Raw genomic sequence first — 21,350 nt, 5'->3', positions numbered from 1 at the left:
TCCTCCTGACACAAACAAAAACAAAGTTAATAATTTTGTACATTTAATATTTTACCTTATTAACTATTATAAGTCAATAAAGGTTGATTTTTCAGAAGAAATTGGAAAAGAGATATAGCTATAGAATGGGTGTTTCTTTTATGTTAGACTATGGACTATGTTTTCTTTGTTAGGAAGCGGATTATTGCACTTTTTTATATGTGAAATTGATTTCATGAAAGATGAAATTAAAGAAGGAGAAACAAATGAAATTGTTACAGAAAAAAGAAATTTTACTGATTAGCCTTATGTTATTCTCGATGTTCTTTGGAGCGGGGAATCTTATATTCCCACCTTTCCTTGGGTATGAAGCAGGAGAACATGTGTGGATTTCATTAATAGGATTTATTATATCAGCAACAGGTCTTCCTATATTGGGTGTTATCGCTATTGCGAAAGCGGGAAGCTTTCAAACGTTAGCGGGGAGGGTTCATTCTTCATTCGCCATTATTTTCCCATGTATCGTGTATTTATTTATTGGACCAGGTCTTGGTATACCACGTGCAGGAAGTTTAGCTTTTGAAATGGGACCAGGTCAGTTCTTCACAGAATCGGGAAGTGTAGTTTTATTATGTTACACGGTTATTTTCTTTAGTATTGTGTACTGGTTAAGTTTATCACCGTCTAAATTAATGGGGTTGTTCGGAAAAGTTTTAACACCGTTATTATTAGGTATGATTGCCCTTATTTTTATAAAGAGTATGTTTACATCAGTAGGCAGTGTGAAAGAGGCTACTGGAAACTATGAACAAGCTCCTATGTTCCAAGGCTTTTTAGATGGATATTTAACAATGGATGCGCTAGCCGCTTTAATTTTTGGGATTGTTATTGCAAATGCTCTTCGTGCAAAAGGTGTTGAAGATGATAAAGGTTTAGCGAAATATATGAGTATTGCTGGAATTGGTGCAGGACTATTATTATCTATTATTTATGTCATACTTGGATATGTTGGTTCAATTAGCGGTTCGTTAGGTACATTTGATAATGGGGCGAACGTGTTAGCGCAAGTGATGACTACATTATTTGGACAAGGCGGAGTCGTTTTATTAGGTCTTATTTTTACGATCGCGTGTTTATGTGTGTCAATCGGACTTGTTACGTCTTGTAGTCAATTTTTCGCAAGTGTATTTCCGAAAGTAGCGTATAAAGTTTGGGCATTTATATTGAGTTTTGTTAGTATGATTTTAGCTAATTTAGGATTAACACAAATTTTAAAAGTATCAGTACCGATTCTTGGGTTTATTTATCCAGTTGCATTAACACTTATTATTTTAGGGTTATTCCATAAATATATTGGAAAGTATGCATACGTATATGCAGTAACTGTTGGGATTGTAGCGGTATTTAGTGCAATCGATATTTTCAATAAAAATGTGATGATGAATCAGTGGACGCCAATATTGAAATACATTCCGTTTTATACAGAAGGTGTTGGGTGGATTGTTCCAGCTATTATAGGTGTTTGTATTGGTGTCATCGTTAGTGTTGTTCTAAATAAGAATAAATGAGTAAAAAGGTGTTTTCCTATTTTGGAAGACACCTTTCTTTTTTTAGGAAAAATAGTATTGAAAATGAATAGACTAAGAGTATGATAAAGATAATTGGTAATATATAGATTTTGAATAGATGATGAGGGGGGAGCGTATGAAGGAGGATTTAAATAAGAAAATAGAAGCGCTCGAAACGGCAATTGAAACGATTCAAGAAGCGCTTTTTGAATTGAAAGCAAAACAAAGAGAAATAGAAGTAGAAAATGCTCAGCAACATGTTAGTAAGGAAAAGGAAGAATATATTGAAACGGTAACGGAGGAAAAACAAAAAGAAGAAGTAGTTACAATAAAAGAGCCTGTGCAAGAACGTGAGGTAAAACAAGTAGATATATCTGCTTTTAAACCAGAACCATTTAATATTGTTAAGTTTTGCCAAACGTGGTTACCACGCATATTTGTCGGTATTATGTTACTTGGAGTAATCTGGTTGTTTAAAGCAGGGGTAGATGCTGGATTATTAACGCCAGCAATACGAATTGTGTTTGGTATTGTCCTATCAATCGGTTTTTATTATATAGGGGATATTCAAATTAAACGAGAGCGGCAAGCGTTAGGGTTAGTATTAGCAGGAGGAAGTATAACGGGTATAGTTTTAACGACATTTGCGGCACATTATTTATATGGCTTTATTCCGGCGAGTGTCGCGTTTGTATGTAATATTGCATGGGTCATTTTAGGTATTTATGTAGCGAAGAGGTATCAATCGGAATATCTTACTATATTCGTAGCCGTAGGAGCTTTCTTCGTGCCATTCTTATTAAATAGTACGACTCCTAATCCTTATATTTTCTTTGGATATGAGACGATACTAACACTTAGCTTATTATGGTATGCGTTGAAAAATCGTTATCAGTATTTATATATGATTTCTTATGCTGTTGCTGCTATTGTCCTTTTTGTTTTCTTTGCTATTATGTCAATGTTAGTAGAGGATTTGCAAGTACAGTTAACAGTTGTTTATGGTTTGATTCACTTACTATTATTTTGGCATATGTTTACGGAGAGAAGCTTTATATTAGAGCCACGCTTGGCGATATTTAGTGCGAATGCAGTTTTCTTTATATTAGCCATTTCAAAAATACCTGAATTTACAACATGGGGATTAATGATTAGTGCACTCGTTCACGCTACGATGTTCGTGTTTGAATATAGAAAAAATAGGCATTCTTCATTTACAAATCTTTTATTTGGTTTCGCAATGGGTGCATTTAGTTTAGCGATTTTATATGAGTATAGTTTAGTGAATGCAGCGATTGTATTATTATTACAAGGTTTCCTCGGTATGGTGACTTCTATTAAAGTAAAACAACAAATAAAATTATATGTTAGCGCGACGATTTACGCGATTGGAATGATACAGACCATTTTTAGCCCGTTCGATCATTTTGTTTCAGCTGGGTTTGTTGCTCATATTATTTTAATAGGTACATTTTATTACTGCATGAAACGAGCGAAAGATGTATTAACGAGCTTCGGAAAATATGTTTATTCTATAGCACTCTATTGGTTTATGGTTATCGTATTTATTGCAATTACTAGAGTCGGTGAAGTGCTGTCTACAGATGGAAGTATAATAAGCGTATCTGTATCGTTATTATGGATGGTATATGCATTATTTGCCGTTTGGCTTGGAAGGAATAAAAATATGAATGAAATATTGTATGCCGGCTTAGTCGTGTTAGTCGTAACGATAGGGAAGCTATTCCTTCTGGACTTACCAGAAGTATCGATGATGATCAGGGCTGTGTTATTCTTAATTGTAGGTAGTATAGGTATCGTTATTTCAAGAATGTTTTTCTCGAAAGAAGAGAAGTGAGAAGAAGGCAATCCGCATGCGGATTGCCTTCTTCATCATTTCTTATTAATCGTTACAGCCTCACTATATTTCGCTGTTGTATTTTGGCGTAGACGAAGTGTTGCTTGTCCAGTTGTATTTGAATCAAGTTGTACGTTCACAATTTTTTCAGCAGAACCAAAGCTGTTTGTTGTGAATGAGAAGGCGCTACTATATCCGAAAGTAGATGGCCAAGTGCCGTTTGTATTTTGGACTTTTGCTACTTGTGTTCCACCAGTCGAGAAGATACCTAAAGAATAGTTATTATAAGTTGTATTAGGTAATAAGTTGTTTACTTGAATCTTTATTTGGAACACTTCATTGTTTGGTAGAATGCTAGGGCGTGTAATCACATAATCATTTGCTGTTACGGCGCCGTTATATCCGTATGAACCAGATTTAAATGTATTTGTATTAAACCATTGGTAACCCGCGTTTGGTGCACTCCAAGGTTCTGGTTGTGGCTCTGTTGATAAGCTTGGTTGTTCAAATGTTTGTAAAGCAGTAGGTGAATCAAGTTGTAAACCGTTTACTTGATCTAAGCTTGTAAATGTTTCTTTATTCGATAGCCAATTTACGATATTTTCTAGTAAGATAGCATCGTTTTCTTCTTTATATCCATCGTAAGTTTTCTTTGTTTGGCCAGAATCTTCACGAACGTATTTTGGCGATGCATCTTCAACTGGAGAAGAATCACCGATAAAGGCAGCTTTTCCAAGTCCTACTTTTGCGATTGCGGCATATGGACCCTCTGCAACGCCACCGCCGTTATAAACACCACTATCAACAGCGTTATTCCATTTTGACGGATTTTCTGGAAGATAAACAAGTCCTTTTGCTAGTTTTGGGTTTGTAATTGCTAGAGTAGAACCAGCGTGCATTGCTACAGATGAAACACCTTTTGTAATTCCAAATGATTGTTCAGGCGACACAATATTTTTAGCTGCAACATCACCGATTGCATTGTAGCGGAAGCGAATACCGAAGTTGTCAGATAGCCAATCAGAGCTTTCTACTCCTTGCATAGCTTGTGAATTTACTTCCTCACTAGACATTCCTTTTGCAGGATTATCCCAAGCACCGCGTCTGTATCCATTAAATACTTCAGAAGAGTCCCAGCGATTTTTATTACGATCTGCATTATAATGATCAGCAATGAAGAAGATACTACCGCCATTTTTCACGTATTGTAACATAGCATCTTGTTCAGATTTTTTGTAAGGAATATTTGCCTCTGGAACGATAAACACGTTGTAATTTTTTAAGTCGTCGTATGTAATAGGTGTTGATTTACGAAGTTCTTTTACATGATATCCATTTTGGGCAATGCCGTTTCCGAAATCAGAAAAGCCACCATCAATAACCCAGTCAGCAGTCCCGGCCGTTTGACCGTGTGTATTATCGAATAATACTTTCTTCCCGCTATTTTGATTTACAACCTTTGCAGCAATTTCAGGAGCTGGGTCTACAGAGCTTTCTGCATAAGTAGACGGTATGAACGAACTCCCCATACTAAGTGTAATTGCTGTTGCTAAAGAAAATGTAATCCACTTTTTATTCTTCATAGAAGAATCCCCCTAATAATAAATATATGTGCTTTAATAATGTAATTTATTTTTCTGAAAAAAAAAAGACGGAAAACGTAAAAAATATTAAAAAATTGTAAAAATACCGTGAATTTTGTTGAGAAATATTTATATAGACAATAAAAAATCCCTTCCAATTAATAAGGAAGGGATAGCTTGTTTAACTAATCTTTGAATTAGGTGTTTCATCAATCTTATGAAATCCTTTCATATAATACACGATAGCTAAGCCAATAAGCCAAATTGGGCCAACGATTAATGCAATTCGTGTATCTTCTGAATACGCCATTATACATAGTACAAGTGCAAGGAAGCCAAGTGAGAAGTAAGAGCTTAATGGATGTAAAGGCATTTTATACGTTAGCTTGTCTTTTTTCTCAGTTGATAATCCTTTACGGAATTTAATTTGAGCGACTAATATAATCCCCCAAGTCCAAATTGCCCCGAAAGTTGAAATACTAGTCAGCCATGTAAACACTTTTGCGGGCACAAGATAGTTTAATATAACACCAACGAGTAAAACGATAGCTGTTGCTACAATTCCTTGACTCGGAATACCGTTTTTATTTAAACGACCAAATCTTTCAGGTGCTTTCTTTTGCTGAGCTAAGGTAAATAGCATACGGCCTGTACTAAATAAACCACCATTACAAGAAGAAAGAGCTGCTGTTAATACGACAAAGTTAATAATACCTGCTGCTTTTGCAATGCCGATTTGTTGGAATGTTAATACGAATGGACTTCCTTTCTCGCCAAGTTCGTTCCATGGATAAATTGCCATCATAACGAATAATGCCCCGACGTAAAAGATTAGGATTCTCCAAAATACGTTATCGATAGCTTTTGCGAGTGTTTTCTTCGGGTTTTGAGCTTCACCAGCTGTAACACCGATTAATTCAACGCCTAAATAAGCGAATAACACCATTTGCATGGAGAGTAGTAACCCAGAAAAACCATTTGGGAACCAGCCACCATGTGACCAAAGGTTTGAAATACCAGTAGCGATACCACCGTTTCCGAATCCGAATAAAATAATACCAGCTCCAACAATTATCATACAGATAATTGTGACAATTTTGATGAGAGCAAACCAAAACTCAAGTTCTCCAAATACTTTTACTGATAAGAAGTTGAAAGCGCTCATTAATAATAGAGCGAGTAGTGCCCAAGTCCAGCGCGGGATATCTGGGAACCAGTACTGCATGTAAATGCCAGCCGCCGTAATTTCAGCCATGCAAGTAACAACCCATAAAAACCAGTAGTTCCAACCAGTAATATAGCCAGCAAGTGGGCCGATATAATCATTAGCGTATTTACTAAAAGAACCGGCAACCGGTTGTTCAATTGCCATTTCTCCGAGTGCTCGCATAATGAAAAAAATAACGAGTCCAGCGATCATATAACCTAGTAAGATGGAAGGACCGGCTAGTTTAATAGCAGAAGCGGATCCTAAAAATAGTCCAACGCCAATAGCTGAACCGAGTGACATTAAAGTAATATGTCGTTCTTTTAAACCTCGATTTAAAGTTTCAGATTTGTTTGTGTGCTGCATAAGAAGAATCCTCCTTGTAGAGTGAACGATATTTGAATGCGTTTGCTAAATATTTAACTATTTCAAATTATAAAACATTTCTATCTGTTATGCTACAAAAATAATCATGATGAACTGTACTACATCTAAACTTGTCAGACTTAAACTTAAAATTCGAACTATTAGCTAATATATTGACTCTTCTTTTTATTGATTGTTAAGATTAAGTATTATATTTTCTCACATACTAGTAAGAAAAGAATATGTGATAATAATTCAGATGTAGGAAGGGTACATAACCATGTTTCAATTACAAAAATATAACACTTCTGTGAAGCAAGAGCTTTTAGCTGGCATCACAACTTTTTTTACATTTGCGTATATTCTTGTCATCAATCCGAAAATATTATCTGATGCAGGTGTACCATTTGATCAAGCTTTTACAGCAACTATTATTGCGACTGTTATAGGGACGCTATGTATGGCGTTTTTAGCTAACTATCCAATTGTTATTGCTCCAGCTATGGGAATGAATGCGTATTTTGCTTATTCTGTTGTTCAACAGGCAGAGGGGATTACATATGTCATTGCGTTTTCAGCAGTATTTGTAACAGGTATCATTTTTCTTTTATTATCTTTCACTTCATTTAGGCAAAAGCTAATTGTCGCAATTCCTGATAGTTTAAAACATGCAATTGCAGGTGGAATTGGACTATTTATTGCTTTTATTGGATTACGCCTTTCTGGAATTATCGTTGATCATCCATCTAATTTAGTTACGATTGGTGATTTTCATTCTCCAGCCGTTATTTTAACTTTAATTGGTTTAATATTAGCGGCGGTATTAATGGCATTACGTGTGAGCGGTGCATTATTTATTAGTATGATTGTGACAGGAGTTATCGCCTTCTCTACAGGTCAATTGAAGTTTACGGATAAAATTGTTGCGATGCCTCATTTACCAGAGGGAATTATCGTTTCAAACCCAATCAATGCTTTTTCAGATGTAATTGAATATGGATTATACGGTGTTGTATTTTCATTTTTACTTGTACTGTTATTTGATACAACAGGTGCATTACTCGGTTTAATTAAACAAGCAGGTTTAATTACAGATAATACAGAGAAGCGTTTTGGTAAAGCATTTATTGCGGATGCAATTGGCGGGACTACAGGTTCTATCTTTGGAACAAGCCCAACAGCAGCGACGATTGAATCATCAGCTGGTATTGCTGCAGGTGGTAAAACAGGATTAACAGGTATTGTAGTTGTCGGTCTAACGATTATAACGGCATTCTTCAGCCCTGTGATTGCTTCTTTATCAAGTGTAGCCGCTATTACAGCTCCTTCATTAATTATTGTAGGTAGTTTAATGGCGCAAAGTCTTCGTGATATTAATTGGAATGAATTTGAAGATGCATTACCAGCATTTTTAATTTTCGTTGGTATTCCGTTAACGTCTAGCATTGCGAATGGAATTGCAATTGGATTTTTAGTGTATCCAGTCTTAAAAATTGTGAAAGGGAAAGCGATGGAAGTACATCCGTTACTATACTTATTTACAATTTTATTTGGATGTCATTTATTCTTATAATATAGATATAGGAAAGGGGCTTCTTATGAGAGGCTCCTTTTTTGTGTATAATAAGGTGAAAATCAAATTAATGGAGTAAAATATAAATTACTTAATGGAATATATATGTTACAATATAGGTGAAGGAGGAACATGAATGGCTGTAAGTAAAATAAAAGTCGCGCGTGTTCAGTTAGATTTAACGCAGCAACAATTAGCAGAAAAAGTAGGCGTTACAAGGCAAACGATTAGTTTAATTGAGAAGGGGAAATACAACCCGTCTTTAGATTTATGTTTGAAAATTTGTTATGCGGTAGACAAAACATTGAATGATTTATTTTGGGAGGAAGAGGAGTGAGGGGATGAGAATGGTGAAAGATGAACGTTTAATGATTGAGGGGCTAAAACATATTAGACTCGTTTTCATCTTACAAAATATCGTCATACTAGGTATTGTTTTTTATCGCTACGTTTTGCAAGATGCAGGATATGAAAGTGTTTCAGATTTATTAATGGTATTTATGTGCGGGATCGTAGTCATTAACTTCTTAAATTTAAAACATTCTGTAGAGGCATATGAGCATACAGGTGGAGTATCACGGAGCTATTTTATGAAATTATTATTTATTCCAGTAGGTATTGTTATTGGAATTTTAGCTATTTGTATCATTGTAACACCAGATATTTCTATAAAGGAAATTAGTATGACAGGACTTATTATGTTTGCTTGTTTTTTAGTTCCTAGTTTGTTTATATACATATATATGAGAAAAATAAAAAGTGAAGATTGAAATATAAGAAGAGCTTTCCCATATTGCGGAAAGCTTTTCTTATATTCTTTTATATAGTACTTTATGAAGGCCGATCGGTTCAATTTCAAAGATTTCACCATATTCTTGGAAGCCTAAGCGCTTGTAATAGTCAGCTACAGTAATTCGGCCATTACACCATAATATATTTGCTTGGCGTTCTTGCAAGATTTGTTCCGCCTTCTGAATTAAGGAGCTTCCAGCACGGTTGTTTCGAAATTCAGGTAATGTTGCCATTCCTCGTAGACGATAATGAACACCTGCTAGTAAGTCAGGGTATATTTCTTTTGAGAAGGAAGCGATACTAATTAGTTCATCGTTTATAAATGCACCTAAGTGAAAGGTGTCTGTTTCATAGTCAGAAGAGTATTTACAATCTGCTAATGTTTGATTCGGGCGTAAAATTTTTTGACGTAATACGTAAGTTTCAGATCCCTCAATATTTTTCACGGTAATCATATTAACATCCTTTCTTATAAGGCGTTTTCTGTTAGTTGTATAAAGAAATAGGCAGGTGCGGCGAAAAGTCCGAGTATGCTAGCAGTTCCGAGAAGGAGTGAAAGTAAGAGGCAAGAGTATTTTATTCCATTCGATTTTTTCCATCCGTAACTACAAATTTCAATGCTAACACCGATGAGAATAATGGCAACGAGTATTTCCGCCAATAATAAAAGAGCTAAAGTTACAATAGACATAATGTGATCCATCCTCATAATATGTGATAGTAACATTTTACCATATAAAATGGAAAAAAATGCCCCTCAATTATGTGAGGGGCATTTTTCTATTCTAATATGCTTTTTAGTGTATCGATATGTTCTTTTGAGCCAGTTACAAGTAATGTATCGCCGTGTTGTAGGCTTGTATCACCATGTGGGATTAATGCTTTATTTCCACGATAAATTTGAATGACGAGTACATCGCCTAAAAATGGAAGGCGACGAAGTGCAACGCCGTTGTATGTATTGCTGCGTAGTTCCACTTCACGGACTGTTTCGTTTGCTGTTGTAATTAAGCGAACGAGACTCGGTTTATCAATTAGTGCACGTAATAGAATACGTGTAGAGTTAATTGTTGAGAATACGGCGATATGTTCTTGCGTTGCTTTTTCTTGTAGAAGTGGATCTTCTACACTTGCAATAACATGTTCAACCCCTAGCTCTTTTGCATGTTCTGCTAATAATAAGTTTTGTTCATCATCGCTTGTTGCAACAACAACGCGGTCTGCATGAAATGCTGTTTGTTCAGTTAATGAAGCGATTGTGATGTCATCTAATTTTACGATAGGGAAGTCATGTGATTTCGCTTCCTCATCATTTATTTTATTTTGACGCATCATATATAGTGTTACGTCATAATCTTCTCGTTTTAAATCAAGTGATAACGGAAGGGTAATTCTGCTTGCGCCAATAATAGAAACTTTTGGTTTTGGTGTTTCTACTTTTGGGAACATTTTTTTAAATAATATAGGTGCAAAAATACAAGTAATAACTGCGCTTAAAATAAGGGAAGCAGATAAACTTGGACTGATGATTCCTAGTTTTTCACCAATTTGTGCAGCTGCAATAACTAAAGAAAGTGTCGATGTTAATAAGATGGCACTTCCTAGTACGATATTACGTGGATACCATTTTCGTAAGACGAGTGATGGTAACAGTTTTGAGATAAAGAGTCCTATAATTAAAATTGGGATCATTAGCATGCTAGAAGGTTCTTTAAAAATAGACCAAACTTCTAGATTCACACCAACCATTACGAAGAAAATAGGGATGAAGAAACCGTAGCCGATGGAATCCAGTTTTTCAACCATATCTTCATTTGGTGATAATAACGATACGAGTACCCCTGCTAAGAAGGCACCTAAAATATTTTCAGCTCCAACAGATTCAGATAACCCAACTAATATTAAGATGAGTGCAAAAACAGCTCGTGTATCAATTTGTACACTACCAGCTTTTAAGCTATCTAAGTATGGAATGTTTTTAAAGCGTTTTGCAACGAAGTAAATAACAATACCAGCGCCGAATAGAAGAAGAAGGAGCCACATGCTTTGACCGCTTTCGGAATTTAATCCGACGAATACAGCGAGTAAAATCATTGTAACTAAATCTGCAATAACAGCGACTAATAAAATGATTTGTCCGATTGCCGTTTTTCCTAAGTTATTCTCTTTTAATGTTGGTACAACAACACCTAAAGAAATAGTTGAAATAATTAAAGTCATAAACATTGCATTATCCACGAATCCTAGCCATACGAACAGTAATGATAGGGCATAAGATAAGATGAAAATAAATAAGAAGATAATGCTTGCTGCTTGGAATGTGTTTGGTTCGTTTGTCGTATTCTTTTTCCCTTTTTGTTTAAAGATAGAAAAATCAATTTCTAAACCGCTTAAGAACATTAAGAAGATAAATCCTAGTGTCGATAAGACTTGAAGCCACATATCTGGCTGAATAATATTAAACCCACTTTTACCTACAAAGATTCCTGCGATGATTTCTGCAACAACGACAGGAAGTGCTTTTAATTTAAAGCGTTGTAACAAAAGGGGAACGAAAAACGCGATTGCAACGACAACCATAAGTGATAGAACAGAAGTATGATGTTCCATTGCGTTCTCTCCCTTCAAATAAATATAGTACCTATTTAGCCATATAATAGGTAGAAAAGCAACGCATATGGATTCGATTTCATAAAGAAAGAGTTTTCTTAACATTTGTCATAATAAGTATATTTTTCATGATTCTGTTGTTAATTCCGTAATGTGGATGTAATAGGTGAGGGGATAAAGTGAAACTTTAATCAGTGGGGGTCTTACTGCTCGTTAATGCGGGATAAAAAAAGACTGCTGAGGAATCTCAGCAGTCTTTTTCATGTACATTACATTGAGAAGAAGATCCATACAGTTAAACCAACTGTTGCAGTTGCAACGAAGAAACTGTATATCATAGTAAGAATTTGAACTCTTCCTTCTCCTTCTTTTAAATGCATGAACATAATTAATTGTAACAACGCTTGCGCAACAGCCATTACGATAATAGTTGTTAAGATTGTTGAAAGTGGCAGGTTTGTATAAAGTGCCACGTATAACGCTAGAAACGTTAGTGCAAGCGATAAAATAAATCCGAAAACGTGTGACCAAGGGAATCCGCTATGCGCATGTCCGTTTGCCTGGTTGTTATTTTGACCCATTTACGCCACCATCCCGTTCAAGTAAACTAGTGTGTAAATAAAGACCCAAACAAGATCAAGGAAATGCCAGTATAAGCTGATAATAAATACTTTACGAGCTGTAACTGGTGTTAAACCTCGTTTTAAAATTTGGATAATAACACAAATTGCCCAAATGATACCGCCTGTTACGTGGGCTCCGTGCGTTCCAAGAAGAACGAAGAATGCAGATAGGAAAGCACTTGTTTGAATTGTTGCGCCTTCACCGATGTACATAATGAACTCTTCGATTTCAAAGAATAGGAAACCTGCACCTAAAAGTAATGTAAGGATGAACCATCCAAGCATTGCTTTTTGGTTGTGCTTACGCATTTCGTGAATTACGATACCACATGTGAAACTACTTGTTAAAAGTAGTAATGTTTGAATTAAAAGCGTTTTAAGTTCAAACAGTTGCGCTGGGGTTGGGCCATCTGCCGTACGACCAGCAAGTACTAGATAAGAGGCGAAAAGTGTTGCGAACAGCATAATTTCAGCCCCAAGAAAAATCCAGAATCCTAGGATATTCAATCTGCTTTGCTCGGATTGATATTCCAAAGGTAAGCTTTTATCTAAAGCCGCCATATCATTTCACCTCTCATGCTATATGTTCTGTTTCTTTAATTTCATCAACACTTACGTAGTAGCCATCATCATAATCGAATGAACGATAGATTAAGCAAGCTAAAATACCAACGCCGCCGATTGCTGCAAGCCAGAACCAGCTAAATACTAATGCGAAACCTGCAAGACCGAAGAATAAAGACGCAATAATAGGCACACCAGAGTTACTTGGCATGTGAATTGGTTTGATATCTTCTGCTGCTGGTGTAACTGTTTCTCCGCGTTTTTTCATGTACCAGAAAGCATCAGCTTCTTTGATTTCAGGAAGTTTCGCGAAGTTGTAATGTTGTACAGGAGATTGAGTTGCCCATTCAAGTGTACGGCCATCCCATGGATCTCCAGTTGTGTCACGTTCACCGTGACGAGCACTCCAAATTACGTTGTAACAAAGAATTAGGAAACCAATACCCATCATTACCGCACCAACAGATGCGATTTGGTTTAGCCATCCCCATCCAAGACTTTCAGAGTAAGTGTACATACGACGAGTCATACCGTCTAAACCTAAGAAGTACATTGGGAAGAAACAGATATTGAATCCGCTCATAAAGATCCAGAATGTCCATTTACCTAGGCGTTCGTTTAACATATGACCAGTCATTTTTGGATACCAGAATGTGAATCCAGCAAGCATAGCGAATACTGTACCTGCGATTAATACGTAGTGGAAGTGAGCAATTAGGAAGTAGCTGTTATGGTACTGATAATCAGCTGCTGCCATACCAAGCATAACCCCTGTAACCCCACCGACTACGAAGTTTGGAATAAATGCCAATGACCAAAGCATTGGAACTGTAAAACGAATACGTCCTTTATACAGTGTAAACAACCAGTTAAAGATCTTAACCCCGGTTGGAATCGAAATCGCCATTGTCGAAATCGAGAAGAATGAGTTAACCGCTGGACCTGCACCCATCGTGAAGAAGTGATGAAGCCATACGACGAAACTTAGTAAAGAAATTGCAACCATTGAGTATACCATCGCACTGTAACCGAATAGACGTTTACGTGAGAATGTACTAATGATTTCAGAGAAAATACCGAATGCCGGTAAAATAACGATATATACTTCAGGGTGACCCCATACCCAGAATAGGTTGGCCCATAACATTGGCATACCGCCGCTCGCCATCGTAAAGAAGTGAGCATCGAATAGACGGTCAAATGTCATTAATGCAAGAGCAACTGTTAATACTGGGAAAGCGAAAATAATGATAACTGTTGTAATTAAGATTGACCAAGTAAACATTGGCATTCTCATTAAAGTCATACCAGGTGTACGCATTTTTAAGATAGTAACAAGGAAGTTAATACCGGTCATTAGCGTACCGAGACCTGAAATCTGTAATGCAATTGCGTAGTAGTTATTTCCTACACCAGAAGTAAACTCTGTACCTGCCATTGGGAAGTAAGAAGTCCACCCAGCGTCTGGAGAACCACCGATTACGAAAGCGATGTTGAATAACATTGCTCCGACAAAGAATAACCAGAAACTTAAAGCATTTAAGAACGGATATGCAACGTCACGAGCACCAATTTGTAATGGTACTACAAGGTTCATTAATCCCATAACGAATGGCATCGCCATGAAAAGAATCATAACTGTACCGTGTGTTGTGAAGATTCCGTTATAGTGTTCAGCATTTAAATAAGTTGTTTCTGGGAATGTTAACTGTGCACGGATCATTAAACCGTCCATACCACCACGGAATAACATGATAACCGCAGAAATAATATACATGGCCCCAATTTTTTTATGGTCAACAGTTGTTAACCATTCGTCCCAAAGCCATTTCCATTTTTTATACTTTGTTAGTACGAAAATGATTGCTAATGTCACAAGAACGATAGAAGCGTCTGCACCGTAAATAATCGGGTCACCTGTGACAAAGAATTCATCAAGCTTCACTGTGTTCACTCCAATCTGTTGGAATAATAGCTATTATTTTTTGTTTTTGTAGTAGTTGTAATCACAATATTCAAGTGATTTTGGATCTACATAACTTAAGTGGTGACTAGAGAATGTCATACGACCAACTACACCAGGTTTAACAATTTCGTTGTACTTATCTTCTGTTAGTTTAGGAGCAGTTTGTTGTACTTCTTTAACCCACTTGTCATATTTCTCTTTAGTTTTTGCTTCAACTTCGAACTCCATATGTGTGAATCCTTCACCAGAGAAGTTCGCACTACGGCCTAGGTAAGAACCAGGCTTATCAGCTTGTAAATAAAGATCCATAATCATGCCATCCATAGTGTACTTCATACCACCAAGTTCTGGTACCCAGAAAGCATTCATTGGACCGACAGAAGTCAGTTTGAATTGAATTGGTACACCAGCTGGGATGTTTAAATAGTTAACGGTTTCAATTTTTTCCTCTGGGTAACTGAATAACCATTTCCAGTTTGCAGATGTAACATAAATCTCAACTGGTTTAATATGTTTGGACTCTTCCGGAACCTCTTCCGAAGCATACGTTGCTTTTACTGTTGGAATCGATAATGCGATAACGATAATAACAGGAACAAGCGTCCAAATAATTTCTAATAATGTGTTACCGTGTTGTTCAGGTGGCTCGTAGTCCATATTCTCTGGTTTTTCACGATAACGAATCAAGATGACTGTAAACAAGATGAATACAATTGCGATAATTAATGACATAAGCAAGAATGACCAAACAATTAAATCATACTGTGCTTTTGCAACAGGTCCTTGCGGATTTAATACTGCGAGTTTCTTATCACAGCCGCCGAGGAACAGAAGTAATGATAACGGAAGAAGCGAAGCCAGCTTCCAAAACGTTTTCTTTAGTTGCACGATTGAAAATCTCCTTTCTCCTTGGATTGAAACTATGCCAATAAAACAATATAAACCTATTAATTTATAGATGGCAATAGTTTTTGTGATATTGTTAAAAAATAGACACAAATGCACACTTTTTAAGGTGAATATCATTTGTAACTTGATAACATTGTAAACTATTTTCCAGTGAAAAACGTGATTGTGGAAATTTTAAGATAAATAAAGTTATACCAAGATATCCAAGAAATAGAAAAAAGCTATCTTATGATAAGGAAGATAGCTGAATATTTTGTATATTTAGTTTACTTCTTTTTTTAGATTTATTTGTTGTTCAAATGTGTCAACTTTTTTATATTTTAATTGGTATAAAATGTAACAAAAAATCATAAATGGAATACCACAATAAAGAGCAATTCTCTGATCTGGAATGAAAGCTAAACTAACAAATGTAATGAAATTGAGTGAGAATGCTACGATTGGAACGATTGGATAAAGCGGTGTGCGATATTTTAAATCATTAATGTCCCCGCCGTTTTTCAAGAAATTTCTACGGAAGAAAAACTGTGAAGCTGCGATTGACATCCAAACTACGACAGCGGCCATAGCTGCAATAGATGTTAAGACTAAAAAGACAGTATCTGCCGCAAATATACTTGTTAATAGAGACAAACTTGCAAAAATTAGACTGAAAATTAATGCGTTTAGTGGCACTCCTTTTTTAGTTAACTTTGTAAAAGCTGGACTTGCCATTTCTTGTTTTGCCATCGCCCAAAGCATACGAGAATTTGCGTATAGACCAGAGTTGGCTACGGATAATACTGCTGTAATAATAACAAAGTTCATAATGTCAGCTGCATATGGAACACCAGCCACATCAAATACAAGTACAAATGGACTTTCGACTAGATTAGCCTCTTGCCATGGGAGTAAACCTACAACAACTGATATTGCTAGGACGAAGAAGAAGAGAGTTCGCCAAATGGTATTTTTAATCGCTTTTGGAATTGTTTTTTCAGGGTTTTCACTTTCTCCTGAAGCAATTCCGATTAATTCTGTTCCTTGGAAGGAGTAATTTACTGTAATCATCGTAAGAAGAACAGCTAATGCACCGTTTGGAAATAATCCGCCATTTTCAGTGAAATTGTGAAGCATTGGCGCTGGTTTTCCATTAAAGTCTAGTAGACCGAACATAACTGCACCACCGAGTACGACGAAAATAACAATGGTTGCGACTTTTACACTTGCGAACCAAAATTCTGCTTCTGCATATGCCTTTGCTGATAATGCGTTTACAAGAAAGAGTGCTGCTGCAAATGTAACACACCAAATCCACGAAGAAACGTCTGGAAACCAACGTTTCATTAAAATACTTACAGTTGTTAACTCTACCCCAACTGTAACAGCCCAATTTAACCAATACATCCAACCGACAACAAATCCAAAACCAGGTGAAATAAATTTGCTTGCATAGCTTTGGAATGAACCTGCTTCTGGCATAGCAACTGATAATTCACCAAGACATAACATCGTTAAATACATAACAAATCCACCGACTAAAAATGCAAGAATAGCACCACCAGGACCGGCGTTATGGACGATTTGACCAGATCCCATAAATAGGCCAGTTCCGATAACACCACCAAGTGCAATCATAAATAGGTGTCTACTTTTCATTGTTCGTTTTAAATCTGTGTGTTCTACTTGTTGATTCATATGCCCCTCACCCCGTTATTTTCTTGTATGTATGAATTGATTTTCATTCCGAGTTTTTAATCATTAGTGGGGGATGTGACACATACTCGGCTTATTTATTATGAAATGAATGGAGTATGTAAAAATGCGAACTATGATTAAATACTCTAAGAATGTTTTTATTAACAAGGTGATATCTTCACTATGTTAATTATTTTGATTTTAGCAAAAATATTCAAAAAAGTATATTGTTTTTTCTTTTTATTAAAAATAATTAGAATCTTATAACGATTAAAGTGTAAACAATAATTCACAGAATCTTTCTAGCAAACTAGTAAGAAGAAAGGTACAATGATAAGAGGTATGTCTGTAAAATAATAATTAATGGAGTTTTGTTTAAAATGAAAAAGTTAAAATATCTTTTTGTTTTTGGAATTATATTTGCTGCCGCGTTTTTTATAGGGAAAGATAAAATTATACAAAAGGCGCAAGTGTTCCGTTTAGAGTTTCTATCTGAAATGAAAGAAGCGACTATGATTGAAAATGTTCCGTTTATAAAGCAGTTACCAGAATTACCTCGTGGATGTGAAGTTACAAGTTTGGCTATGTTGCTACAATACAAAGGTATACAAGTAGATAAGATGCAACTTGCTAGCGAAATTCATCGTGTTCCATTTGAACAAAATGGTTTACGTGGAAATCCTTATGAGGGGTTCGTTGGAAATATTTATACGAAGGCTGAGCCAGGATATGGTGTATATAATCAACCCATTTTTAATTTAGCAGAAAAATATGCTCCTGAAAAAGTAGTTAATTTAACAGGTAGAGACGTGCAAGATATGTATAAAGTAGTTAGTTCCGGTTCGCCAGTATGGGTCATTATTAATACAACGTTTAAGCCACTAGCCGAGAGTAGTTTTGAAACATGGAATACAAGCTCTGGCGAAGTGAAAATTACATATTATGAACATAGTGTAGTAATAGTTGGGTATGATCAAAACTTTGTATATGTAAATGATCCACTTAAAAATAATCCGCGTTTTGCTGTTCCGCGAGCAGAGTTTGAGAAAGCTTGGGAGCAAATGGGGAAACAAGCGATTACTATTTTATAATACTGAAAAAGTCATCTTTTTGATGGCTTTTTATTTTTGGATCATTATAACGGAAAATTCAGAAGATTCTTTTAAAAGTTGACAATTCACGCTATAATAACATTTAACTTGGTGAAGAAGGGGCGAAGAGAAATGGATGTTGCAAAGGAACTGATTTTATCGAAAAATCAATTAATTGAGTGGAGAAGGCATTTTCATAAGTATCCAGAGTTATCTTTTCAAGAAGAAAAAACATCACAGTTTGTATTCGATATACTTCGAAAAATCCCATATTTAGAAGTGTCAAGACCTACTAAATATAGTGTAATGGCAAGGTTGATTGGTAAGCAACCTGGTAAAACCATCGCGGTTCGTGCTGACATGGACGCTCTTCCTATTCATGAAGAAAATGAGTTTGATTTTATTTCTACATATCCAGGTGTTATGCATGCATGTGGCCATGATGGACATATAGCGATATTACTTGGGGTCGTACATAAGTTAGTAGAAAAAAGAGAGAAGATTAAAGGGGAGATTCGTTTTCTCTTCCAACATGCAGAAGAAAACTTTCCTGGCGGTGCAGAGGAAATGGTTGCAGCGGGTGTAATGGAAGGTGTGGATTATATTATTGGTGCTCACCTTTGGGCATCGTTAGAGGTTGGTAAAATAGGTGTAATTTATGGTCCTGCAATGGCTGCCCCAGATGTTTTTAAAATTACGATAGAAGGAAAAGGTGGACATGCTGGAATCCCTCATGAAACGGTTGATAGTATTGCAATCGGTACACAAGTCGTTTCGCAACTTCAGCACATTGTATCTCGCCTCACGAATCCGTTAGATTCTCTTGTAGTATCTGTTACGCAATTTCATGCTGGGACAACCCATAATGTGATTCCAGAACAAGCGGAGATTGAAGGGACAGTGCGGAATTTAAGACATGAGTTGCGAGAAGAAACAGAGAAAAGGATTGAACGGATTGTGAAGCATGTGACGGAATCTTACGGAGCGAAATATACATTTTCTTATGAATATGGATATCGACCAGTAGTAAATGATTATGAAGTTACAGAGATTATTGAGCAAACTGCATTACAGCTTTATGGAAGGGAACGAGTTACTCGTTTACAACCGACGATGGCTGGGGAAGATTTTTCAGCGTTTTTACAAAAGGCACCAGGGACATTCTTTTTTATTGGAGCGGGAAATAAAGAGAAGGGAATTATATATCCGCATCATCATCCTCGTTTTACGATTGATGAAGATGCATTACCGATTGGAGTGGAAGTCTTTGTATCATCTATTATGAATTTTATAAGTAAAGGAGAATGAGATGAAGAAAATACACGTATTAGCGCTTATTCCAGTTTTTTGTTTAGTTGTTGGACCTGTATTTGCTAATTCAGTTACTCCTTACGTATTAGGGATGCCATTTTTATTATTTTGGGTATTATTATCGGTGCTCATTACGTCTCTTTGTATGGGGCTTGTGTACGTATTTGATCCTGCTAATAAGGGGGATGTAAAATGATCGCCTTACTTATCATTATTTTATTTTTGTTTCTCGCACTATTTTTAGGAATTCGGGCACAACATGGAAAAGATATGAATTTAGAGCAATGGTCAGTTGGAGGAAGAGGCTTTGGCACTATTTTTGTTTTTCTTCTTATGGCAGGTGAAATTTATACGACGTTCACATTTTTAGGCGGAAGTGGATGGGCGTATAGTAAAGGAGCACCTACTTTCTATATTTTAGGTTATGGTGCACTAGCTTATATTTTATCTTACTTTTTATTGCCGCCAGTTTGGAAGTATGCGAAAGAGCATAATCTTGTTTCACAGCCAGATTTTTTTGTGAAGAAATATAAGAGTCAGACGCTTGGCATTATCGTTTCTGTCATTGGGGTTATTTCAATTATCCCATACCTTGTTTTACAGTTAAAAGGATTAGGTATTATCGTTTCGGAAGCATCTTACGGCAGGGTATCACCAGTTATTGCAGTGTGGATTGGTGCGATTGTTATAACGATATATGTAATGGTTTCAGGCATACACGGCTCTGCTTGGACAGCCGCTTTGAAGGATATTATGATACTGTTTATCGTTATGTTTTTAGGTATATATTTACCATATCATTATTACGGAGGTTTTCAGCCGATGTTTGAAGCTGTAGAAGCAGCAAAACCAGGATTTCTATCTTTACCTGATGAAGGAATGAGCATTTCTTGGTTTGTTTCTACTATTGTATTAACAGCTCTCGGTTTCTATATGTGGCCCCATACATTCGCTTCTGCTTTCTCTGCAAAAAATGAAAAAGTATTTCGTAAAAATGCGGCAATTATGCCATTGTATTCTTTAGTTTTACTTTTCGTGTTCTTTGCAGGATTTGCAGCTATACTGCAAGTTCCAGGGTTAAAGGGAGGGGATGTAGACCTTTCGTTATTCCGTCTCGCTCTTCAAACATTTGATCCATGGTTTATTGGTATTATTGGTAGTGCAGGAGTATTAACAGCATTAGTTCCGGGTTCTATGCTTGTTATGGCGGCGTCTACTTTATTAGCAAAAAACATTTACCGAACAATGGTCCCATCTGCTTCAGATAGACAAGTTGCTAAAGTGGCAAAATTATTTGTGCCTGTAGTAACGCTTGTAGCTGTTTTGTTCACTTTTAAAGGTGGAGAAACAATAGGGGCACTTCTTTTAATGGGATATAGTATAGTGACACAACTTTTCCCTGCACTTGTATGTAGTTTGTTTCCACGTCAAGTTATTACGAAGCAAGGGGCAATTGCAGGGATGGGGATTGGGTTGTTAGTGGTCGCATATATTACTTTATCTGGTTCAACTATAGCTACGATGTTTCCAGCTTTCCCTCAATATATAAAAGATTTAAATGTAGGTATAGTCGCATTGTTAATGAATATGATTGTGATGTTTATCGTTAGCGGGTTCACGAGAAATGTGTCTATAAAGACAGACAGTATAATAGTAGAAAAGTAATCCGTGTG

The 21,350-nt window shown here is 36.2% G+C and carries 19 protein-coding genes; 9 read left to right on the top strand and 10 right to left on the bottom strand.

Annotated features, from left to right (window positions below):
- The first annotated feature begins 245 nt into the window (after nucleotides 1–245).
- Both brnQ1 and AC1Q8N_RS23930 read left to right on the top strand, forming a co-directional pair.
- Nucleotides 246–1,547: a branched-chain amino acid transport system II carrier protein BrnQ1 gene (gene brnQ1, locus AC1Q8N_RS23935; protein WP_098076807.1), complete on the top strand. Its 1,302-nt coding sequence runs from the start codon at nucleotides 246–248 to the stop codon at nucleotides 1,545–1,547.
- Between the two features lie 136 nt (nucleotides 1,548–1,683).
- On the top strand, nucleotides 1,684–3,405 hold the full coding sequence (locus AC1Q8N_RS23930) for a DUF2339 domain-containing protein (protein ID WP_098076804.1): 1,722 nt from the start codon (nucleotides 1,684–1,686) through the stop codon (nucleotides 3,403–3,405).
- Between the two features lie 35 nt (nucleotides 3,406–3,440).
- Here AC1Q8N_RS23930 and AC1Q8N_RS23925 read toward each other — a convergent pair whose 3' ends face one another.
- Nucleotides 3,441–4,988 carry a DNA-binding protein gene (locus tag AC1Q8N_RS23925; protein ID WP_046957300.1) on the bottom strand — a complete coding sequence of 516 codons (1,548 nt, stop codon included), beginning with the start codon at nucleotides 4,986–4,988 and terminating at the stop codon, nucleotides 3,441–3,443.
- Between the two features lie 181 nt (nucleotides 4,989–5,169).
- Entirely contained in the window at nucleotides 5,170–6,561 is a 1,392-nt protein-coding gene (locus tag AC1Q8N_RS23920) for an amino acid permease (RefSeq protein ID WP_048541791.1), read from the bottom strand.
- A gap of 280 nt (nucleotides 6,562–6,841) precedes the next feature.
- Here AC1Q8N_RS23920 and AC1Q8N_RS23915 point away from each other — a divergent pair, with 280 nt between their 5' ends.
- The 3 genes from AC1Q8N_RS23915 (at nucleotide 6,842) to AC1Q8N_RS23905 (ending at nucleotide 8,904) form a co-directional block, all read left to right on the top strand.
- A complete protein-coding gene (locus AC1Q8N_RS23915; RefSeq protein ID WP_098076801.1) occupies nucleotides 6,842–8,134 on the top strand; it encodes an NCS2 family permease in 1,293 nt (430 codons plus the stop codon).
- A gap of 136 nt (nucleotides 8,135–8,270) precedes the next feature.
- The gene (locus AC1Q8N_RS23910) at nucleotides 8,271–8,471 is read left to right on the top strand and encodes a helix-turn-helix transcriptional regulator (protein ID WP_000301181.1); all 201 of its coding nucleotides are present in this window, start codon (nucleotides 8,271–8,273) and stop codon (nucleotides 8,469–8,471) included.
- Nucleotides 8,472–8,475: 4 nt separating this feature from the next.
- Nucleotides 8,476–8,904, top strand: coding sequence for a hypothetical protein (locus tag AC1Q8N_RS23905; protein WP_048562931.1), 429 nt, complete (start codon nucleotides 8,476–8,478; stop codon nucleotides 8,902–8,904).
- 39 nt (nucleotides 8,905–8,943) lie between these two features.
- Here AC1Q8N_RS23905 and AC1Q8N_RS23900 read toward each other — a convergent pair whose 3' ends face one another.
- From AC1Q8N_RS23900 to AC1Q8N_RS23865, 8 genes are all read right to left on the bottom strand, one after another.
- On the bottom strand, nucleotides 8,944–9,381 hold the full coding sequence (locus AC1Q8N_RS23900; protein WP_098076798.1) for a GNAT family N-acetyltransferase: 438 nt from the start codon (nucleotides 9,379–9,381) through the stop codon (nucleotides 8,944–8,946).
- A gap of 14 nt (nucleotides 9,382–9,395) precedes the next feature.
- Nucleotides 9,396–9,653: a DUF4022 family protein gene (locus AC1Q8N_RS23895; RefSeq protein WP_000926994.1), complete on the bottom strand. Its 258-nt coding sequence runs from the start codon at nucleotides 9,651–9,653 to the stop codon at nucleotides 9,396–9,398.
- A gap of 53 nt (nucleotides 9,654–9,706) precedes the next feature.
- Nucleotides 9,707–11,536 (bottom strand): monovalent cation:proton antiporter family protein, encoded by a 1,830-nt coding sequence (locus tag AC1Q8N_RS23890; RefSeq protein WP_098076795.1) that lies wholly within the window; start codon nucleotides 11,534–11,536, stop codon nucleotides 9,707–9,709.
- A gap of 269 nt (nucleotides 11,537–11,805) precedes the next feature.
- Nucleotides 11,806–12,117 carry a cytochrome aa3 quinol oxidase subunit IV gene (qoxD, locus tag AC1Q8N_RS23885; RefSeq protein WP_000531382.1) on the bottom strand — a complete coding sequence of 104 codons (312 nt, stop codon included), beginning with the start codon at nucleotides 12,115–12,117 and terminating at the stop codon, nucleotides 11,806–11,808.
- Nucleotides 12,118–12,720 (bottom strand): cytochrome aa3 quinol oxidase subunit III, encoded by a 603-nt coding sequence (qoxC, locus tag AC1Q8N_RS23880; RefSeq protein ID WP_000729313.1) that lies wholly within the window; start codon nucleotides 12,718–12,720, stop codon nucleotides 12,118–12,120.
- A gap of 13 nt (nucleotides 12,721–12,733) precedes the next feature.
- The gene (gene qoxB, locus AC1Q8N_RS23875; RefSeq protein WP_000762383.1) at nucleotides 12,734–14,668 is read right to left on the bottom strand and encodes a cytochrome aa3 quinol oxidase subunit I; all 1,935 of its coding nucleotides are present in this window, start codon (nucleotides 14,666–14,668) and stop codon (nucleotides 12,734–12,736) included.
- Nucleotides 14,669–14,701: 33 nt separating this feature from the next.
- On the bottom strand, nucleotides 14,702–15,577 hold the full coding sequence (locus tag AC1Q8N_RS23870) for a cytochrome aa3 quinol oxidase subunit II (protein WP_001176181.1): 876 nt from the start codon (nucleotides 15,575–15,577) through the stop codon (nucleotides 14,702–14,704).
- Between the two features lie 282 nt (nucleotides 15,578–15,859).
- A complete protein-coding gene (locus tag AC1Q8N_RS23865; RefSeq protein WP_098076790.1) occupies nucleotides 15,860–17,275 on the bottom strand; it encodes an amino acid permease in 1,416 nt (471 codons plus the stop codon).
- 380 nt (nucleotides 17,276–17,655) lie between these two features.
- On the opposite strand from AC1Q8N_RS23865, the gene AC1Q8N_RS23860 reads away from it, so the two are divergent.
- The 4 genes from AC1Q8N_RS23860 (at nucleotide 17,656) to AC1Q8N_RS23845 (ending at nucleotide 21,342) form a co-directional block, all read left to right on the top strand.
- Complete coding sequence (locus AC1Q8N_RS23860; protein WP_046957293.1) at nucleotides 17,656–18,366, top strand: C39 family peptidase; 711 nt, start codon at nucleotides 17,656–17,658, stop codon at nucleotides 18,364–18,366.
- A gap of 132 nt (nucleotides 18,367–18,498) precedes the next feature.
- Nucleotides 18,499–19,674, top strand: a complete 1,176-nt coding sequence (locus AC1Q8N_RS23855) for an amidohydrolase (RefSeq protein ID WP_098076784.1) — start codon at nucleotides 18,499–18,501, stop codon at nucleotides 19,672–19,674.
- Nucleotide 19,675: 1 nt separating this feature from the next.
- The gene (locus AC1Q8N_RS23850) at nucleotides 19,676–19,873 is read left to right on the top strand and encodes a DUF3311 domain-containing protein (RefSeq protein ID WP_000719861.1); all 198 of its coding nucleotides are present in this window, start codon (nucleotides 19,676–19,678) and stop codon (nucleotides 19,871–19,873) included.
- On the top strand, nucleotides 19,870–21,342 hold the full coding sequence (locus AC1Q8N_RS23845) for a sodium:solute symporter family protein (RefSeq protein WP_048541807.1): 1,473 nt from the start codon (nucleotides 19,870–19,872) through the stop codon (nucleotides 21,340–21,342). Before AC1Q8N_RS23850 ends, AC1Q8N_RS23845 begins: the two co-directional genes overlap by 4 nt.
- The last annotated feature ends 8 nt before the right edge of the window (nucleotides 21,343–21,350 follow it).

This window comes from Bacillus sp. GW823-FHT06B01 (genome assembly GCF_058952315.1).
Note: the sequence above shows the minus strand (reverse complement) of the source record. Positions and strands in the feature narration are given on the sequence as shown.

Coding starts and splice junctions, on each gene's coding strand:
- brnQ1 (WP_098076807.1), top strand. CDS start 246: ATGAAATTGTTACAGAAAAAAGAAATTTTACTGATTAGCCTTATGTTA.
- AC1Q8N_RS23930 (WP_098076804.1), top strand. CDS start 1,684: ATGAAGGAGGATTTAAATAAGAAAATAGAAGCGCTCGAAACGGCAATT.
- AC1Q8N_RS23925 (WP_046957300.1), bottom strand. CDS start 4,988: ATGAAGAATAAAAAGTGGATTACATTTTCTTTAGCAACAGCAATTACA.
- AC1Q8N_RS23920 (WP_048541791.1), bottom strand. CDS start 6,561: ATGCAGCACACAAACAAATCTGAAACTTTAAATCGAGGTTTAAAAGAA.
- AC1Q8N_RS23915 (WP_098076801.1), top strand. CDS start 6,842: ATGTTTCAATTACAAAAATATAACACTTCTGTGAAGCAAGAGCTTTTA.
- AC1Q8N_RS23910 (WP_000301181.1), top strand. CDS start 8,271: ATGGCTGTAAGTAAAATAAAAGTCGCGCGTGTTCAGTTAGATTTAACG.
- AC1Q8N_RS23905 (WP_048562931.1), top strand. CDS start 8,476: ATGAGAATGGTGAAAGATGAACGTTTAATGATTGAGGGGCTAAAACAT.
- AC1Q8N_RS23900 (WP_098076798.1), bottom strand. CDS start 9,381: ATGATTACCGTGAAAAATATTGAGGGATCTGAAACTTACGTATTACGT.
- AC1Q8N_RS23895 (WP_000926994.1), bottom strand. CDS start 9,653: ATGTTACTATCACATATTATGAGGATGGATCACATTATGTCTATTGTA.
- AC1Q8N_RS23890 (WP_098076795.1), bottom strand. CDS start 11,536: ATGGAACATCATACTTCTGTTCTATCACTTATGGTTGTCGTTGCAATC.
- qoxD (WP_000531382.1), bottom strand. CDS start 12,117: ATGGGTCAAAATAACAACCAGGCAAACGGACATGCGCATAGCGGATTC.
- qoxC (WP_000729313.1), bottom strand. CDS start 12,720: ATGGCGGCTTTAGATAAAAGCTTACCTTTGGAATATCAATCCGAGCAA.
- AC1Q8N_RS23865 (WP_098076790.1), bottom strand. CDS start 17,275: ATGAATCAACAAGTAGAACACACAGATTTAAAACGAACAATGAAAAGT.
- AC1Q8N_RS23860 (WP_046957293.1), top strand. CDS start 17,656: ATGAAAAAGTTAAAATATCTTTTTGTTTTTGGAATTATATTTGCTGCC.
- AC1Q8N_RS23855 (WP_098076784.1), top strand. CDS start 18,499: ATGGATGTTGCAAAGGAACTGATTTTATCGAAAAATCAATTAATTGAG.
- AC1Q8N_RS23850 (WP_000719861.1), top strand. CDS start 19,676: ATGAAGAAAATACACGTATTAGCGCTTATTCCAGTTTTTTGTTTAGTT.
- AC1Q8N_RS23845 (WP_048541807.1), top strand. CDS start 19,870: ATGATCGCCTTACTTATCATTATTTTATTTTTGTTTCTCGCACTATTT.